The organism is Embleya sp. NPDC008237 (assembly GCF_042956465.1).
GTDB lineage: Bacteria > Actinomycetota > Actinomycetes > Streptomycetales > Streptomycetaceae > Embleya.
Window position 1 is genome coordinate 38,526 of the sequence record NZ_JBIBGL010000020.1, and the last position, 17,867, is coordinate 56,392.

Annotated in this window: 14 protein-coding genes; 5 read left to right on the top strand and 9 right to left on the bottom strand. The window is 69.5% G+C overall.

Annotated features, from left to right (window positions below):
* Window positions 1–229 precede the first annotated feature (229 nt).
* Window positions 230–1,354, top strand: coding sequence for a methyltransferase domain-containing protein (locus ACFZBU_RS38910; RefSeq protein ID WP_391588497.1), 1,125 nt, complete (start codon window positions 230–232; stop codon window positions 1,352–1,354).
* Between the two features lie 656 nt (window positions 1,355–2,010).
* Here ACFZBU_RS38910 and ACFZBU_RS38915 read toward each other — a convergent pair.
* The 5 genes from ACFZBU_RS38915 to ACFZBU_RS38935 all read right to left on the bottom strand — a co-directional run bounded on the left by ACFZBU_RS38915 (window position 2,011) and on the right by ACFZBU_RS38935 (window position 5,606).
* Window positions 2,011–2,292 carry a hypothetical protein gene (locus ACFZBU_RS38915; RefSeq protein WP_391588498.1) on the bottom strand — a complete coding sequence of 94 codons (282 nt, stop codon included), beginning with the start codon at window positions 2,290–2,292 and terminating at the stop codon, window positions 2,011–2,013.
* Between the two features lie 82 nt (window positions 2,293–2,374).
* Window positions 2,375–2,911: a hypothetical protein gene (locus ACFZBU_RS38920; protein WP_391588499.1), complete on the bottom strand. Its 537-nt coding sequence runs from the start codon at window positions 2,909–2,911 to the stop codon at window positions 2,375–2,377.
* 338 nt (window positions 2,912–3,249) lie between these two features.
* Window positions 3,250–4,104, bottom strand: a complete 855-nt coding sequence (locus tag ACFZBU_RS38925) for an IS5 family transposase (protein ID WP_391588500.1) — start codon at window positions 4,102–4,104, stop codon at window positions 3,250–3,252.
* Window positions 4,105–4,163: 59 nt separating this feature from the next.
* A complete protein-coding gene (locus tag ACFZBU_RS38930) occupies window positions 4,164–4,592 on the bottom strand; it encodes a RacP protein (RefSeq protein ID WP_391588501.1) in 429 nt (142 codons plus the stop codon).
* 3 nt (window positions 4,593–4,595) lie between these two features.
* Window positions 4,596–5,606, bottom strand: coding sequence for a DUF6192 family protein (locus ACFZBU_RS38935; RefSeq protein WP_391588502.1), 1,011 nt, complete (start codon window positions 5,604–5,606; stop codon window positions 4,596–4,598).
* A 1,107-nt stretch (window positions 5,607–6,713) separates the two neighbouring features.
* Between ACFZBU_RS38935 and ACFZBU_RS38940 the strand changes: the two genes are divergently transcribed.
* Together ACFZBU_RS38940 and ACFZBU_RS38945 are read left to right on the top strand one after the other, a co-directional pair.
* Window positions 6,714–7,481 (top strand): hypothetical protein, encoded by a 768-nt coding sequence (locus ACFZBU_RS38940; protein ID WP_391588670.1) that lies wholly within the window; start codon window positions 6,714–6,716, stop codon window positions 7,479–7,481.
* On the top strand, window positions 7,466–11,086 hold the full coding sequence (locus ACFZBU_RS38945) for a DEAD/DEAH box helicase (RefSeq protein ID WP_391588503.1): 3,621 nt from the start codon (window positions 7,466–7,468) through the stop codon (window positions 11,084–11,086). Before ACFZBU_RS38940 ends, ACFZBU_RS38945 begins: the two co-directional genes overlap by 16 nt.
* 17 nt (window positions 11,087–11,103) lie before the next feature.
* Here the strand turns inward: ACFZBU_RS38945 and ACFZBU_RS38950 are convergent, their stop codons facing one another.
* Complete coding sequence (locus ACFZBU_RS38950; RefSeq protein WP_391588504.1) at window positions 11,104–11,781, bottom strand: DUF4145 domain-containing protein; 678 nt, start codon at window positions 11,779–11,781, stop codon at window positions 11,104–11,106.
* 811 nt (window positions 11,782–12,592) lie between these two features.
* Here ACFZBU_RS38950 and ACFZBU_RS38955 point away from each other — a divergent pair.
* Entirely contained in the window at window positions 12,593–12,889 is a 297-nt protein-coding gene (locus ACFZBU_RS38955; RefSeq protein ID WP_391588505.1) for a hypothetical protein, read from the top strand.
* Window positions 12,890–12,927: 38 nt separating this feature from the next.
* On the opposite strand, the gene mihF is transcribed toward ACFZBU_RS38955, so the two are convergent.
* Window positions 12,928–13,242 carry an integration host factor, actinobacterial type gene (gene mihF, locus ACFZBU_RS38960; protein WP_391588506.1) on the bottom strand — a complete coding sequence of 105 codons (315 nt, stop codon included), beginning with the start codon at window positions 13,240–13,242 and terminating at the stop codon, window positions 12,928–12,930.
* 279 nt (window positions 13,243–13,521) lie between these two features.
* Here mihF and ACFZBU_RS38965 point away from each other — a divergent pair, with 279 nt between their 5' ends.
* A complete protein-coding gene (locus tag ACFZBU_RS38965) occupies window positions 13,522–14,445 on the top strand; it encodes an endonuclease domain-containing protein (protein WP_391588507.1) in 924 nt (307 codons plus the stop codon).
* Between the two features lie 298 nt (window positions 14,446–14,743).
* Here ACFZBU_RS38965 and ACFZBU_RS38970 read toward each other — a convergent pair whose 3' ends face one another.
* Window positions 14,744–15,325 carry a transcriptional regulator gene (locus tag ACFZBU_RS38970; RefSeq protein ID WP_391588508.1) on the bottom strand — a complete coding sequence of 194 codons (582 nt, stop codon included), beginning with the start codon at window positions 15,323–15,325 and terminating at the stop codon, window positions 14,744–14,746.
* Window positions 15,326–15,372: 47 nt separating this feature from the next.
* On the bottom strand, window positions 15,373–17,805 hold the full coding sequence (locus ACFZBU_RS38975; RefSeq protein ID WP_391588509.1) for a DnaB-like helicase C-terminal domain-containing protein: 2,433 nt from the start codon (window positions 17,803–17,805) through the stop codon (window positions 15,373–15,375).
* Window positions 17,806–17,867 lie beyond the last annotated feature (62 nt).

Sequence of the window (17,867 nt, forward strand, 5' to 3'; positions counted from 1 at the left end):
GTCGACGCGTTGCGGGTGGTGTGGGTCGCGGTGTGGTGTGTCTTCCGCGTCGATGTGGTGTTGCGTCATCATGGGGTCTCTCTGGGTGACCGAGGAGGCGTTCATGGGACAGCACGAGAAGCCGCCGCCGGATCCGTCGAAGGGGAATCCGCCGCCGAACAACTCCGATGGGCAAGTGCCTGCTCCCCCGCCGTCGAACGGCCAGCACAAGAAGGACAAGTAGCTCGCCGTGGATCTTGTCGAGGCGCGGTCGCGGTTGGCGGCCGAGATGGAACGGCGTGGGGACTGGCCCGAGCGCGCGCCGTGGATCCGCGCCGCGGTGGAGGCGGCTCCCCGGGACGCCTTCGCGCCCGATCGGCTGTGGCGCTGGGACGGCGACGGTTATGCGCCGGTCGATCGGGTGGTCGACGAGGGTGCGTGGGTGTCGCTGGTGTACGCCGGGCCGGACGACGCCGCGGTGACGCAGGTCGTCGACGGGGTGCCCACGTCGAGCCTGTCGTGTCAGGCGGTGGTGGTGGACATGCTCGACTCGCTGCTCCTGGAACCGGGGCACCGGGTCTTGGAGTTGGGCGCGGGGACGGGGTGGAACGCGGCGCTGGCCGCCCGACGCGCCGGGCCCGGTAACGTCGTCAGCGTGGAGATCGATCCGGACCTGGCCGAGGGGGCTCGCAAGGCGCTCGCCGCGGCCGGGCTGGACGTGAGCGTCGCGGTCGGGGACGGCGCGGCTGGCCGCCCGTCGGAGCAGCCGTGGGACCGGGTGATCTCGACGTACGCGGTGGAGCGGGTGCCGTGGGCGTGGATCGCGCAGGCCCGCCCCGGAGGCCGTGTGGTCACGCCGTGGGGGCGGTTGGGTCATGTCGCGTTGACCGTGGCCGACGACGGACGCTCGGCGAGCGGGTGGGTCCAGGGGCTCGCCACGTTCATGCCCGCCCGCGGCACCCCGGCCGAGCGCCGGTTCGCCGAAATACGCGGCGACACGGCGGCTGGGGAAGAGCGCGGCGTCGTCCGGGGCCTGGCGCCGTTGTGCGACGACGCGCACCTGCTGTTCGCGTTGCGGGTCGCGCTGCCCGAGGTGCGGGTGCGTGCCGCGCGCGACGCCGACGGCGTGAACGCGTGGATCCACGACGGCGACTCCTCCTGGGCCGTGTACTCCGCATCGGCAGGCCACAGAACCACGTTGTACCAGGGCGGAACGCGGCGACTGGGCGACGAGCTGGAGACGGCCTGGGACCGGTGGATCGCGGCGGGCGGTCCGGGGCTGTACGACCACGGGATGACCGTCACGCCCGACACGCAGTACGTGTGGGCCCACCACCCCGACACCGGACCCTGGTGGTGGCCGACGACCGCGTAGCCGCACGTGGGCGCCCGGGCCGTGGCTGTATCGGCTTCACATGACGGTGGCGCCATTCGACACCGGCCGACGGTACACACCGTGAACTCGCCGACGTGACCGGCGGATCCGAGGCTGCCGCGAGGCCACGACGGCCCCGGGAACCACGATTGGCCGGTATCGGTCGGTGGTTGGCGCGGAACAGGAGTCCGCGCCGTTGTGTTCCGGCGACGGTGAACGGCCGATCGAAAAGCCGCCCTGTGGTCGACAACGCCACGGAGGCCGGCCGCGCGGTCGACCGCCGAGTCGAGGCTTCGGTCGAGGCGCAAGCGGATCAATAGCGCGGCAACGCGTCCGGCCGGCGGCTCCACCTCGGCTCCGTGGTTGTTCTCGAAGGCCGGCCGTGAAGTTGGCGGCAAGTCGCGCAGCCATTCGATTCCCACCCGAGGCCGGCGACGTCGACCACGGGATGGCGCTACCGATGGTGATTCCGACGCAGCGGCGGGCGCTGGCGGGGATGTAGGGCGCGGCGCGGCAAAGGCGGCCTGGGAGACCGCGTTCAGTACCTGTGTCTAATCCCAGGCCGGTCTGACACACATGTCAGTCGGTTCGGCGGCAACGAGGAGATGGCCCCAGACAGGTGTCTGGGGCCATCTCCTCGTTGCCGCGCCGCGGGGTTAGACCGCGTCGTCTTGTGCCGGTTCGACAGGTACCAAGTGGACGTTGTCGGGGTCGGTCAGCGCGGTGAGCTGGAAGGCGTCCCAGCCCTCGCCGACCTCGTCGTAGGCGCTTTTGCGGTTCCAGGCGTCGATGGTGACCCAGTCGCGGACTTGGACGTCGAACTTCTTCGTCTCTGCGTTCCAGACGAGGCGGGACTGCCGGTCGTGCGAGAGGTGTGTGACGTCGCCGTGCCGGTGCTTGCTGTAGACGTGGGCCTTTGGTGCCTTCTTCTTCGCCATGTTCGTCCCCCTTGCTTCGTGTCCGTCGTGGTCGGTGTGCGGCCCGTCCGGGATGTTCGCCGGCCGAGGTCGTGCGGAGTGCTCAGCCTCGGGCGGCGGCCGCATCCTCGTACCAGTCGAGGAAGCGACTGACCGAGCCGCCGAACTCGTCGTTGATGAGCTGGTGGAGCGCGCGTTGGTCATGTCCTTGGACCCAGTCGCCGGAGGGCACCCGCTCCCCGCAGCCGCAGCGGCAGATCCCGGCTTCGAGGTCGTGCCGGAAGTACGCGATCGGGTTGCGGCTGGTCGTGGGCACCGGGTCGTCGCGTCCGACCAGCGCGTCGCGGACCGGATGGCCGGGTTGCAGCACGGTGCCGGCGAAGCCCCGGCGTTCGTCGTTGGTGGCCCACTCGTCGATCTCGACGACCATGCGGACCACGCCGTCGCCGACGATCGCGGCGTACTGTTCGCGCTCCGCCCGGTCGCTGAGCTTCCACCAGCCGCGGGCAGCGTCGTAGACGTCGTGCTCGCTCATCGTGGGGTCCCAGCCGGTCAGCTGCCGGACCAGGAACGCGTGCGGCCGAGTCGTCTCTCCGCCGTCGCCGACGTACTTACGCTTGCCCAGACGGATGCGGATCATCGTCCCCCCTCAACATGACTACCGGTTCCTCGTGCAAGACAAGGAAACTCCGTTGATCTTGTAGTGTCAATGCATAAAACACGCTAGCGGTTATCCGGTTTTAAGGAAGCGGTGGCGAGGGCAGTGAACTACTCGGGCGCGGTGTCCGGGTGTTGGAGACTGGAACGGCGGACGGCCGGGGCGAGGGCGAGGTCCTGCCGGAGCCGTGCGATTGGTGCGGGACCGCGATCACGGACGGCAGCGAGCTGTACTCGCGCGTGCGGGACTCCTCCGCGGTCCATGCCCACGACGCCTGCCACGACGGCGAACGCCCCGGGTGGCGGTGGTCCGGGCGACCGTCAATCCCTGATGTTCTCGCGGGAGGACGGCTGATTCGTCCGTCGGGATTGTCGCCGGGTGATGCGCCTGGTCATGAGCGTGATCGCGGCCCAGGTGATCAGCGATTCCGAGTGCTGGATGAGCCGTTCGTAGTCGCGGGCGTGTCGGCGGGCGTGCATGACCCAGGCGATGGACCTTTCGACCACCCAACGGCGGGGCAGGACGACGAATCCGATGGCGTCCTTGGGTCGGCTGACGGTCTTGAGCGTCAGGTCCAGGCGGTCCTTCGCCCAGGTCACCAGTTGTCCGGCATAGGCGGAGTCCGCCCAGACGATGGTGATCTCGGGGTGCATCAGCCGCAGTCTGAACAGCACTTCCTTGGCCGCGTCGCGGTCGGTCGTGTCGGCCGGGGTGACCAGGACGAACAGCAGCAGGCCCTTGGTGTCCACGACCAGGTGCCGCTTGCGGCCGTTGATTTTCTTCGCTCCGTCGTAGCCGCGCGAGTCCTTGCCCACGGTCTCCGCGGCCTTCACCGACTGGGAGTCGATGACGGTGGCAACCGCCCCGGGGGCCCGGCCCATCCCGCGCCGGATGCGCTTGCGGAGCTGGTCACGAATCTGTCCGACCACCCCGGCGGCCGCCCAGCGGGCCATGAAGCCGTAACAGGTCCGCCAAGGTGGGAAATCCCGGGGCAAAGCCCTCCATTTGCAACCGGTGTCGACGACGTAGCGGATCGCGTCGACGATCTCCCGCCGCGGGTGCTTCTCCGGCCGGCCGCCGGTCGGGCTCTCGCAGGCGGGCGGCGGTAACAGCGGTTCGATCAGGGCCCATTCGTCGTCCCAGGTGTCCGAGGGATAGCAGCGGGGCCGCGCCATCGTGCCCCTTCCTGAAGGACGGGGTCGGGGCCGGCCGCGACGCGGCCGGCCCCGACCGATCAGGCTTCGATGTAGTCGGCGATCACGTCGAGCGTCGACTCGACGGAGTTGAGCTGGGTGTTCAGGTGCTTGATCCAGCGGCCCTTGGGTTGCAGGGCCGCGTGCGGGGCCACGACCCCGGTGATGAACCGGCGGATCTCGGTGAGTTTCTCCCGGATCACCGCGACCTCGTAGGCCTGGAGTTCGGAGGGGTCCGAGCAGAACTTGTAGCCGTCCGCCCGCGTCCAGATCAGGGGCGGCCAGCCCCGCTCGGTGATGATGTCCCGCAGGCAGGCCAGGCCCGCGCGCGCCTGGTTCGGCGACAACTCGGTGGATCTGACCAACTGATTGAAGGCCAGACCGGCCGGCCGTGCCTCGAAGAGGACGAACCGAACGGTGTCCGCGTGCCGTTGGGCCGCGGGCGATCTGCGCTCGGAGGCCCGAGGCATCGCCTATTCGCCCTGGAGGAGTCGGGCCAGCTCGCCGTCGACGTCGACCCGCCCGGTGTCGACGGCCGTCTCGATCCAGTCCAACGTCGCCCGAACCCTGGCCACGTTCTCGTGCACGATCGTGCGCTCGTCGTCGCCCAGTTGCCGATCCCGCATGCCCGGGACGACCCGGCCGGCCGCCGCGACGAACGCATGGCAGGCCGTGACCAGGTCCAGAAACTCCACCGACCGCTCGATGCGGCGGACCGCCGGCGCGACCGGATTCGTCTCCTCGAAGTGCTCGCGAGCCTGCCGCCCCCGCTCGACCTGGGCGTGATTGACCTGGTGGCGAGCGGTGTCGTCCCGCATCGCCCGGAACGCGACGTCGGGCCGCCGCAACAGACCGGTGGTCACCTCCGCGGCAACGTGGTCGTCACGGGTCAACTCCTCGACGACCCGGACCTTGTCCTCCCTCTTGACCTGCGCGACCACCGTCGGCCGCCGCAGGAAGTCGGTGGTGACCACCGCGGCGACGTCCTCGTCACGGGCCAGGGTGTGAATCGCGCTGACCTTCTCCTGCGGCGTGACCGGCCGGTCGACCTGCCGGCCGACCCGGCGCCTGGCTCCGTCCGCGGTCCACCGGGCCTCGCCCTCCGGCGGGGTCAGGATCGCGGCGAACCGCTCCCGCTCGTCGGCGATCACCGCCAGAATTTTGTGGACCGTGAAGGAAACCCCGGACTGCCGGCGTTCCCTCGGCCAGCGTGAGGCCGTCCACCGGGTCTCCTTCACCGAGGAATACGACAGTCCGATGTCCTCGGCCAGCCGGAACAACGACTCCTTGACCGTGAACAGTTCATCGCCCCGCTCCTGGCCGCCGACCTCCCGCATCGGCTCGATCTCGAGTGCGTAGTCGCCGATCGTGAACTGGCCCCGGGTCTGGTTCTCCACGATTTCGCGGAGTTCGGCCACGATCTGTTCGTAGCGGCTGGAGCTGACGCTGCCGACCCTGTCGGTGTTCATGGACTCTTCGGGCATGGGATTCACCACCCACCGCGAGCCGGGGCACGGCCCCTTCGACCGTGACGAGACGTCGGCCCGCTTCCGAGACCGAGATTCGAACGGTAAATACGAAGATCACAGCAAACGACAGAAAGTGATAGAAAGCTACTCGAAGGTGCCATTCGGATGCGTTCGCCGTGCGGTCACGGTGACCGTTCGTCGAACGTTTCGTTCCGAGTCCGCCAGGCCCTCACGACACACCGGCGAGAGCAGTAGACGGCGTCCGAACGGCGGTCCACCCCCGCCACCCAAGTGGCCCCGCACTCGGGGCATTCGGCCCGGCCCGTACCACTCAACTCCGCCACCACCCGCTTGCGCAGAGGCGGTCCTTACGCCACTGCCAGGCACGACAGACCCCCGAGCAGTACACGGCACCAGGCCGCGCGTCCGCTCTCAGCCGCCCACGACAGCCCGGACACACGCGCTCCCCGGTTGGCCCGGCGCCTTCGTGCACGACATCAGCCTAGGCCCCGCACTCTTCACGGAGTCGGGATCAGAAACAGGCACTCAACGCGGCCGTCGCCTACCGCGAACGCGAGGGGCGTTTGGACGTGCCCGAGCGTACGTCGAAACCCTTCGCGTGGCGCAGCGGGACGTTGATTCCGCCGACGCCGGAGACCGCGGGCCCGGGTGGACGCGGCGCCGCGACGGTCGGCGAGGCTGGCGGCAGTCGTCGTCCTGCTCGGCAAATGGATCAACAACCGGCGGGCCTATAGGGGGTTCGCTCTCCGATGAGCCAGAACTGCTCCTCATCATGCTCGGCATGAGGTGGTGAGGCTGCGCGGGAAAGGTGTGAGATCCGGAGTGAGATCGGCGTGGGAATTACCCATGCACATCGACGCCTCTGTCGGATGGGGATTGATCATCTTCGCGATCTGAGCATGTACCCGCGACGAGATGCGGGACGCCTTAGGGTCTGGATCGGGGGCTGGGTGGTCCGCCCGTGTTGCGAGGAGAACATCCATGGCTCCGAGGGTTTCGATCGACGTCGCCCAGCGGGTTGCAGAAGCGAACGGTGGTTTGCTCCACACCCTCGTAGCACGTCAGAGAAAGGGCGTTGCGCAGAAGTGCCCTTGGGACTTGGTGACTCTGATCAACTCGTCGGTTGAGCAGCAGGCAGCCGCGGCGTGGATCGTTGCCGATGCGATCATGAAAGGCCGTACCGGTTACGACACCGCCGCCTACGACTTGTGGCGCAACGCCGCACACGCTGGTATCCCGCTGACGGGCAAGGACCGGTTGCATGTCCGGGCGTTCGCGCACATGGTCTTTGAAGCCGCCGGATCACAGAAGAGCCATGGTTTGGCTGGATACGTGGGCGAGTGGCTCTGGTACCTCTTGACCCGAGGTCATCCCCCGGAAGCGGGGCGCAGCGTGGAGATCCTGTCGACCCCGAGTCCCACCGTGACCGACAGCGGTGGGGACGGGATCGTTGTCTACCGCTTGCCGGGTACCTCGGCCGGCTTCGTCTTCCGACTCTGGGAGATGAAGAAGTTCACTGGCGGCAACGACGATGTCGACCCGACCATCCGCAAGGCGTGGCAGCAGTTGAGCACGAAAGGCGCCAGCTATCTGGCGGCCATGGCGTGGGGCGACAAATATCTGGCCGAGGACACACGGGCCTTCATCAGCACACTCGTTGGCCAGTGGCTGGACGCCGAGCCGAGCAGCGGCGGTGGGGTGAGTGTCGTCATCAATGAAACCGCCGTACCGAACCGGGCTTTTCATACCTCGCATACGCACTTCTCCACGCACACACATGCTGACGCGCTTCAGGGTTTGATCGTCGCCATCGACAACTTCGAGGCGTTCGCCGCCGACGTCCGGGAGTACGTGTGGACCGCACTGTAGATCGGGACATTCTGGCTCAAGCTCTGGGCGAGCACACCGGCGGCATGCTGCCGGACCCCGATCGACTGATGTCCTTGATCGCCGAGATGGAGATCAAGGTCGTCCGCGCGCAGTTCGATATCCCCGACGATCTGTTGCGTACCGCCTGGTACCTCCATGGCGTCGCCGCAGCCGTTCCCGGCACCGATCTGTACGATCTGGCACGCAGACGCCATGCCTTCGCCGTCAGTGCCCACGTCTTCGACTTGGCACTCGCCGGAGAGCACAGCGCGTCAGGACAAAGCAACGCCAGCGAGCAGAGCCCGTCAAGGCGTGGCGACGCCGAGGCCCGCTCGGGTGGCGAGACGGAAGGCAGCCGCAGTAACGCGGAACGGCTGCGGCTGGCGTTCGCGGCTCAAGCCGGATACCGGCGTTGTGAACAGGACCCCAACGCCACTGCGGTCTTTCGTCGCGTCGAGCATCTGGTCCGTACGGATGATGACCTGACGGATCACGTGGACACCGTTGCGGTCGAGGCCGGGGTGGCGTTCCTCGGCATGAATCGGGCCCCGCTCTCCCACGCGCTGCGCACCTGGCGTCGCCAATTCTCGGCCCTGCGCGGGCTCACCGACCTGCGCTCCCTGCGTGGCACCATGTACGGTCCGGCCGAAGCCGTCGTCGACGCGGTCCATCATCTGCATCGGCACCTCGCATTCGGTGAGGCGACCGACTTGGAGCAGGCCCAGGCCCTTCTGTGGTCGGTGGTCGATCACAGTGCCGGTACGGGAGATCTGTGGGCACGATGGGTTGCCTCGCATCTCTTGGAACTTACCCGTGAGTTGGCTGCCAGCAGCCTGTACTCCTGCCTGCCGTCAGGGACTCCCCCCGCGGTCGCCCGTACGTTCGCGCTGTCCGAACCCGCCGTGCTGACCCTGTGGCCGCCCCAACGCCGACTCCTGAGCCTGCAACACGGCAATCCCGTGGACCCCGCGACCACACGGAGTCTGATCAGCGTCCCCACCAGCGCTGGCAAGACCCTCATGGCCCAGCTGATCATCTGTTCCCACCTCGCCCAGGCTCCCGGCCGTGTCCTGTACGTCTGTCCGTTGCGCAGTCTGGGCCGCGAGATGCGTCAGGCCTTGCGCGCCCGCCTACGGCTGCTCGGGCGACGGCTGGCGGCCGAGCAGCCGGACTTTCCCGCCGCCGAGCGAGGCACCTCACTCACGGACGACGTGGAGATTCTCACGCCGGAGCGCCTGATGCACGCGCTGCGCCAGGATCCCGCCGCGGCGCTGGAAGACGTCGGGCTGATCGTCGTCGACGAGGCTCACCACATGGCGCAGGGTCAACGTGGCTTCGTGCTGGAGAGTCTGCTCGCCTACTGTCAAACCCACCCGACATCGCCCCGGCTCGTGCTCCTGTCCGCTGCCGTGGGCAACCGTGCCTCGCTCGCTGGCTGGTTGGCGCCGGGCGTACACGAGGGACATGTCGTCTTCAGCGACGACTGGCGAGGCCCTCGCCGCCTACACGGAGTGCTCTCCCCGCACCTGGTTGACGACGGCGTTGTCCGAACCCCCCGCAAACCCAGCAAGAACCAGCCAGGCACCACGAGGGCCATCGTGCCCGTCGCCATGCGTCTGAGTCTGCGGCCCACCCCCACATCACAGGTCACCAGATTGGTCACGCAGCCGTTGGGGGAGCGCCGATACGCCGAGCGTGTACCTCGTGATTGGAAGTCTGCAAGCAAGCTCAGCGGGGGGACTGCGGACTACAAACTGTTCGCTGCCGGGGCCGCATATCTGACGCGCGCCGGTAGCGTCTTGATGATCGTGGGAACCCGCAGGGATGCACGAAACACCGCGCTGGCCATCGCCGAGAACCTCGGTGATCGGGAAAAGGCCGCCTCCCTCACCGCTTTTCTCGCCGACACTCTTGGCCCGGAGCACCCCTTGGTCGCGTGCGCCCGCAAGGGTGTCGCCTTCCACCACGGGAGCCTGCCTGACGACGTCCTGCGGGCCATCGAGGATGCCCTGCGTACCGACGAACTCCTCGCAATCGCCAGCACCAGCACTCTCACCGACGGCGTCAACCTTCCCGTCCGCACGGTCATCGTCCACGCCCCGGTCGCCGACGACCGCCTCACCTACGAGAACCAGCGCCGGCTGACCCCCGCCCAGCTTCTGAACGCAGTCGGCCGTGCCGGGCGCGCCGGGCGGGAGACCGAGGGTTGGCTCCTGCTGACCCGATACCGAACGCCGACCCCCGCAGACTTCGACCACATGACCCCCGGCGACGCCCACCTCCAAGTCGACTCCGCCCTCTTGGACCCCAGCGCCCTCGAGCAGCTCGCCGAGGCCGAGGAACTGATTAGGCACACCACCGACGCGGTCTTCACCCTCGCCGGAACTCTCGTCGCCGACTTCGCCGCCTACGTGTGGTTCACCCTGGACGCGCTCACCCGCATTCCCACTCTCACTCTCAACGACCCCCTACGCGCCGTCCGCCGCCTGCTGGCCATGCACCAACTCGACGTGTCCATTCGCGAGCGGTGGCTCGACCTCGCGCGGCACGTAGCCGACCAGTACACGCGCACCGACCCGATCACCCGGCATCGCTGGACCACTCCCGGAACCAGCCTCGGCACCGCCCGCGTCCTGGACGGCCTCGCCGAACGTCTCACCCAACTACTCCTCCAGGCCGCGGAACCACCGCAACCGCACACGTCGACCATCGTCTTCCACCAGCCGTGGGGCCCCGACGAATGGTCCCTGCGACGCACCCTCGACTTCCTCGCCGAACACCAGGTCTTCGACGACCTGCTGACGCTCCCCGAGGTCGCCGGGGCGTGGACCTTCACCAACCGCCGGACCCTGGGCCTTCCCGTCCTTGTCCCGCTCTCGCGTGCGATCGACGACTGGATGGCCGGCGCCTCGATTCCCGACCTCGCCACCACCTGGCTTCCCGGCGTACCCCGGGAATGGGCGCTCGAGCAAACGGTCGACAACGTCAGCCAGACGTTCGAACATGCGCTTTCCTGGGTCCTCGGCGCCCTGGTCAACCTCGTCAACGAACGGCTCGAGAACACGGACGCCTCCACCCGCCTGCGCGGCGACACCGCCTGGTACCTGCGCCACGGCGTCGATACCGAACAGGCTCTGGCCCTCTTGACCTCCGGGATCAGTTCACGCCGGCTCGCCCACCTCGTCGGTCGGCGAGCCGCGGACGAAGACGTCCACGCCGAGGATCTGCGCGGCTGGCTCACCGGCCTGCACATCGACGGCTGGCGGAGCGATTTCCACGCCACCGAATACGAGATCGCTGATCTGCTGGAGTATGTGCGCCGCCGCGAAGGCAGCCTGTTCACCACACTTCTCGAACAGGGGCGTGCCACCGTCGAGGTCACGGCGACCGAAGGCTCGGAGGTCGTCGACGGTCGCGTCACCATCACCAGGATTGCTGCGGATTCGGCAGTCCTGTCCGTCGCCCACCAGGGCCGGTCCGTCGCCACGGTGCCCGCCGACAGTCATGTCGACGTCACCGCCGTCCTGGACAGTGGCCTGGAACTCGCCTTCCGTCTCGAGGGCCGGCGTTTGGTGATCACTCAGTCCGGCGACCGACTCGGATAGGTAACCGGCGGTTCACGTCAGGGCGTCGGAGGCGCCGGCGGTTGGTTGGCCTGCTCGCGCGCCACGCGGGCCGCACGCTGCGCGGCCGTTTTGCCCGGGGCGATGAAGACGCCGTCGAGAACCATGTCCATGAGCTCGACGATGGCCGCGGACTCCTCCGCGCCGATGGGATCGTCGACGAGGTCACCGTGGGCGATCTCGTTTCCCCCTTCGCGGACTTCGTGGGCGGCATCCTTCACGTGCTCGTAGATCAGGCCCTGCTCGTAGAGCTTGTCGATCTTCTTCACGAGCGGGCCGGTGTCGATTCCCTTGGCCTTCGCGGTCGATTCCACGACAGCGCGAGCCAGGGCGACCGCGGCACGATGGTGACCCACACTCAGGCAACCATGGGCTTCCGACGCCACCTCCGCGATCCGCTCGGGAACGAACGACTCGTACGTCTTGTGGATCGGATGCTGCGGATACCAGGACTCACCCCACAACGATCCCCCGTCGGGCACGCCGAAATCGACTCTCGCGAAGCGACCCTGCGCAAGGGAAAGCGCCTGACAGCCCTCACACCGGTAGGCCATCCACCCCAGGGGGTCGGACCCATCGTCGGGTCCGAAAGACGTCAGCACAGCGGATTCGGGGATCGGTCGCATCATCGTGTTGTGCTCGCACCAGCCACAACGGGCCAGCTTGTTCCATCCCATGACGAGCGAGCATACGGACCACCACACAATCCATGCCCGATTTTTTCCCGACCCCGGCCGGGGCGAGGATGATCGCTCGCGTGCGATCGGCGGACACGACCGCCGGCGAGGCCATCACCGGCCCGTGATCACCCAGGGCAAGAGCACACCACCGTCCCACCCCTGGAACCGCGCCGAGCGCCACCACTGGGGTTGGTGGTCGGTCGCCGTGTCGCCACGCCGCCGAGGGCGACGTGCGCAATTCTGTGCGCTGACGCATCCTCACGGGGCGGTGTCCGGACGACCGGCCGGGAGGGCTGGATGGGCGAAGGGCGGCGGCCTCGGGACGTGTTGTCGGTTCGCGTGCGCTCGGCGGTGGAGGCCCTGACCGGGCCGATCCACACGCTCACGCCCGTCGAGGGAGGCCATCACAGCGATCTGGCCGTGCGTTTGGACACCGCGACCGGGCCGGTGTTCGTCAAAGGGCTGCGTACCGGTGATCCGCGAGTAGTGGCGCAGCGGCGCGAGGCGCTGATCGGGGAGAGTGTGGTGGGGGTGGGGCCGCGGGTGTTGTGGCGGTTGCTGGTCGGGGGTTGGGATCTGGTGGGTTTCGAGTTCGTCGTCGGCCGTCACGCCGACTATCGCGAACACTCCCGGGACCTGGGCCTGTTGGCCGACACGCTGACCGTGCTCGCCGGTCTTCGGCTGCCCGCCGTGGAGTTGCCGTCGGCCCTGGAGCGGTGGGCGGCATGCGTGCCGGGGGCGGGTCTGGGCGAGGCGCTGGTGGGGTCCACGTTGTGTCATACGGACTTCAACCCCCGAGAACGTCCTCGTGGAGCCCGGCAGGGCGGTGCTCGTGGACTGGGGGTGGGCCGTGCGGGGGCCCGCGTGGTTGGATCCGGCGCTGGCGGTCGTGCGCCTGATCGCCACCGGTGGGCAGTCGCCAGCCGCGGCGCAGGCGTGGGCGAGTCGACTGCCCGCGTGGCGCGATGTGCCCGATCGGGTGCTCACCGACTTCGCCGGGGCCGAGGCGCGCTACTGGGAGGACATCACCCGGCGCAGACCGGAGCCCTGGTCCCGCGCGTTGGCCGATGCCGCCCGCGCGTGGGCCGCGTACCGCGCGCTCTGACCTGGGATCGGCTCAAGGTCGGGATGTCACCCTGTTCGTCAGCCCTGCGGTGGGAATCGCTCCAGAAGACGGTCGCGTTGTTGAACGCCGAGGCCGCGCACACGGCGACTCTCGGAGATCTCCAACTCCCCGAGGAGCCTCGCGGCCCGCGCCTTGCCGATGGCGGGAAGGGATTCGAGCAGGGCGCGGACCGGCATCTTGCGCACAGCGTCGGAGTCGGCGGCCAACACCTCGCCCAGCGACAACCGGCCGCGCTTGAGCGCCTCCCTCACCTCGGCCCGCTCCCTACGCACGAGGGCAGCCTTCGTAAGCGCGGCCCGGCGCTCCTCGGTGGTCAGCGGCGGCACGGTCATCAGGGTGCTCTCCTCGCATCGCTCACAACGGAACGGGCCCATCATCTCTCTCCACCCGGAGCTTCGACCAGCGACTTCACCAACAGCGGCGGGCACCCGGAGTCACGATCGAGAGGCTGGGCGCACGCCGTCATCCGGCCGGCCGGGATATGTCTCGGGGCTCGGGGCCGTGCGGGATTCACAAAAAAGCGTGTGTCCGCCGCGGACTTCTCGTCCCATGGAAGCCGGGACGCTTTGCCGGTCGACGACCGGTCGGCCGCGAAGACGCAGGAGGCACGGGTGCGGTACCAATCGATGTCGTCGCAGGCCAAGGGCCGCTACCTGTCCGAACACCCACATTGCATGCTCTGCCCGGGAGCCGCGGTGGTCGTCGACCACGACCACGCCACAGGCCTGGTACGCGGCGCGCTGTGTCGCCGCTGCAACGCGGCGCTCGGGTCGTTGGAGGCCGCGCTGCGCCTGCCGGAGCGTGGATTCCAAACCCTGGCGGGCGACCTGCACCGCGCACTGCGCCGCGACAAGACGATCACGGTGGGCGCCTTCCGGCGGGAGTTGGACTACCTGGGACTGAGCGAGGCGGACTACCTCACGCGGCTGCGCCGCGTGCACGACCGGCTGGTGGTGCCGTACGTGTACTGGGCCGGCGTGACCGCGACGCCGCTGGGACGCGGAACCGACTGGACCAAGTCCGGCCCACTGCTCGACGAAGCGGAAGCCGAGCGACTGCTCACCCGGCTCCTCACCCGGCCCGCGCCACCGCCGCACCGGTGGATCGCCCTCGCATGGGAACCGGACGACCACGTGAACTCGCCCGTGCCCCGCGGCCTGATCACCCACCACGCGACCGAAGGAGCCGGCGACGCACACCGCGCGCTCCGCGGAGTCATCGACATGAGCCCCCACGAGGCGAAGTGCCGCGACTTCGTCGAACTGGCAGTGCCGGTCCTCCTCAGCCGCGAACTCACCCCGGAACAGATCCGCGCCGCCCACTGGAGCTCCGTCGCCCGCCTCCCACGCTCGCGGAACGCGCTGCGGGATCTGATCGGGACCCAATACGCCGCCAAGTGGCTGGACCTGGCCGTACGCATCGCCGTCGACGACCTTCGCACGGCGCCAGCCGATCCACGCTGGAGCACCTTCGGCAAAGCCCGCTGGAACTGGCGCGAGCTGCTCCGGCATTGGCAGGCGCAGGGACCACGCTGATCCTCATCGGCCGGCATAGCGCTGGCAGACCGCGCCGTGGCGCTCGTCGTTCGTGAACCTGGTCGAGGAACCGGGAGCGTGCGAGCACACACTGCCGGCCGCCCTGGCCCGAACAGGCTGTGGCGGGCCCCTCGATCTCACGCCCGTGGGCGCTGTCGACCTTCAGCGGGCCTACGTTCACTCTTGTGAGTGATGGCGTTCGGGACTCCGAGCGGCCAGTCTCGGATGAGTGGCCAATCGGCTGGCGAGTGACCACCGTTCGGGAGATTCGAAGCCCGAAAGCCAACCAACCAGCCAGTCAGGCCGCGAATCCGACCCCGGAAGCGAACTCGAAGCCGCCCCAGTCCGAACCGAGATCGGCCAACACCTCGTCGGTCCACCGCTCGTCGAGCATCCGTTCGTCCCCGGCCGCCCAGGCGCGCACGATCGCGTCCCAGCGGCGGACGTTCACGCTGCGGTGCCCGGCGACGCCCGCCCGGCGGTGCGGCTCGCGTACACCGGACTGGTCGTGCGGGTGCAGTTCGACCCGGGTGCCGCGACCGTCGTTGTTCAGGCGGCGGATCAGCGACCGGGCCACGTTGCGCCGGCGCAGGTCGCGGTAGGCGGTCTCGATCCGGCGCAGGTTCGCCCGGTTGGGGGTCTGGTCCTCGGCGAGCCAGGCGGCGAGGGTGCGCGGTGTGACGGCGATGCCTGCGGTGTCCATGGCGGTGTAGCCAGCGGTGGAGGCGGTGAGGTAGCGCAGGCGTGCGGCGAGGCCGCGTTCGGTGTCGACGGGCGAGCTGACGCCGTCGGCGAGTTCGTCCAGGCGCTCGGCGGCCAGGGCGGACGCGCGGGCGCCGCGCATCCCGTACTTGCCGGGCTCCAGGGAGCGGTGCGGCATCCGGCGTCAGGTCCTCTCGGGCGAAGCGGGGGCGGTGGTGTGGGCCGTCAACTCTTGTCCTTGGTCTGGAGAATGTAAGTGTCCTTGATCTTCACGTCGCCGACGCTGCGGCCCTCGGTGAACAGGGTGCGCCAGTCGCCTCCGGTGAGGTGGAGTTCGTCGGTGCCCATCACCCGCACCACCGTCAGGCCGCCCCGGTGGGCCTTGTAGGCCTTGACCCACAGGTTGGAGAACGCCTGGGAGCGGATGATGTGCATCCAGTCGGGGCGGTTGATCTCCCGGTTGTAGTTCGAACCGCCCATGGTGGAGACGAGTTTGGCGTACATCTGCTTCACGTAGTCCAGCGTGACGTCGTCTCCCTCGGCGATCGCGGCGTCGCGAGCGTCGCGCAGCGCGGTCCGCAGCCGCTCCAGGAGGTTCTCGGTCGCCACCGCGGTCCAGGATTCGAGGATCTGTGGTTCCTCGCACAGATTGCCGTAGGCGGGCGAGGCGCAGCGCAGGAGCAGGCGCAGGGTGGGGTCGGTGATCCACAACGGGCCGGGCTCGTCGCGGTCGCCGAGCGGGTTCGGGAGATCGGCGTGGTCCCATGTCTGGGGTTCGACGAGGTAGATGCCGGCGCGGCGGCGTTTGCGGCCGCGTGGTCCGTCGAAGTCGTCCAGGTCGGGGCCGGCGCGGTGTTCGAGGGGGCCGATGGGCAGGTGGGCCTTGAGCGCGGACAGGTAGGCGGCGTTCATGTCCAGCGCGACGACCTCGTGATCCCCTGGGGGCAGGTGTCTGTTGCGCCATTTGGGGCGGGCCTCCCAGACCGCGTCCGACTCCTCCTTGCTGCGCTTGCGCAGCAACTCCGGCAGCGGCGGGTACCAGGTGTGCTCGTACCGCGAACCCGCCCGCGACAGCCGCAGGAGTTCCATCACGTCGGGGATCGCGCGGCGGGCCAGGGCTTCGCTTGCGGCGGTGATGTCGCCCTCGGCGGCGGCGAGTTCCTCGGCGACCGCGTCGGCGATCGCGCCGGGCAGGGGGTCCTCGTCGGTGTCCACCACGACCCTGCGCGTCTTCTTCGCCGCCGCCGGGGCCTTCGGCGCGGTCGACGTACGCGGTGCGGTCGCCGGTGCGCCGGCCGCGGGTCGGTCCTGTCCGCCCTCGGCGCGTTCGCGAGGAGTGGGGGCCGGGGGTCCGGCGGTGTCGGCCGGGGCCGCGCCGGCCGGGTCGGTCCGGGTCGAGGTCGGCAGGGGGTCGGTGAAGCGGACGTGGGCGAGGTCGGCGTGCAGGGCCGCCTGGGCGATTGGGCCCAGGTCGCGTTCGGCGACGATCGCGAACGCCTGCTCGCCTTCGCGGGTCAGATGGACCACGGTGTCGGCCTCGGCCAACGCCGCCGCGACCTCCGGTGGTTCACTCGCGCCGGTCTCCCACACGGCCACCACCGGCAGGTCCAGGTCCGCCGCCAGACGGCGCAACGCGGCCACGCCACGGCGGACATCCGAGCCGGCCGGGCCGGCCGCGGCGGGGAGGAGGTGGTTGAGCGGGTCCACCGCGATCAGGCGCAGTCCCGCGATGTCGGCGGCGGTTTCCCGGAGCAGGTCCAGGGTGAGGTCGGTGCCGTCGTCCAGGAGCAGTCCCCCGGCGGCCAGGCGTGCGGAGGCGGCGTCGGCGGCGTGGCGTTCGGACTCGGTGAGGGTGCCGGCGCGCAGGCGTCGGTGGTCGACTCCGGCGGCTGCGGCGGTCAGGCGGGCGGCGATGTCGGCGCGGGGGCGGCCGGGTGTGCACGAGAGCACCGCGTTCGGCGCGTCGGGGTCGTCGGCCGGGGTGAGGGTCGCGGACAGGACGGTGCCCGCCGCGAGCAGGCCGGCGCCGGCGCCGGGTGCGCCGACGACCAGGACCAGGCGGCCGGGCAGTGCGCCGCCGCCCGAGGCCTCGTCCAGGGCGGTGGGGCCGAAGGAGACGGCGCGGCGGCGGGCGGTGGTCGCCTCGTTCAAGGCGGTCGCGAACGCCGTGACCCGACGGCCGGTCTTCGGGGCCGTGGACGGCGCCGGCGCGATGTCGGTGTCCCGGTGCGTGATCGCGGCGGGCGGCACGGCGGAACCGGTGGCGGTCGCGGGGGTGTCGGTGGTGGGGGCGGGTGTTGCGGAGAGGTGGGTGATCTGGGCGTAGACGGTGCGGTAGCGCAGCACCAGTTGCGGCGTGCCCGTCGCGGCGGCGCGTACGAGGTTGCCCAGGCCCTGGCGGGCGGCGGTCATCGTGAAGGCGGGCAACTCGCCCTGTGCGGCGATCACATCCGGGGTGGGCGGCGCCAGCACGGCTCGGACGCCGTGGGGGGCGTGGATCACGATCCGGGCGCCGGCGGCGGCGTCGGCCACCACTTGGGCCCACTTGCGGCGGACCTCCTCCACACCCAGCGCCACGTCCGGACCGGACCCGGCCGGGAGGCGGTGCGGGGGTTCGGTCCGCTCGCCCTGATCGGACGCCCGGCTCTCGTCGCTCATCCGCCCGACCTCTCCCACGATGACACCGACACCTCAGATCCTACCGCATTCCGACGCGAGAA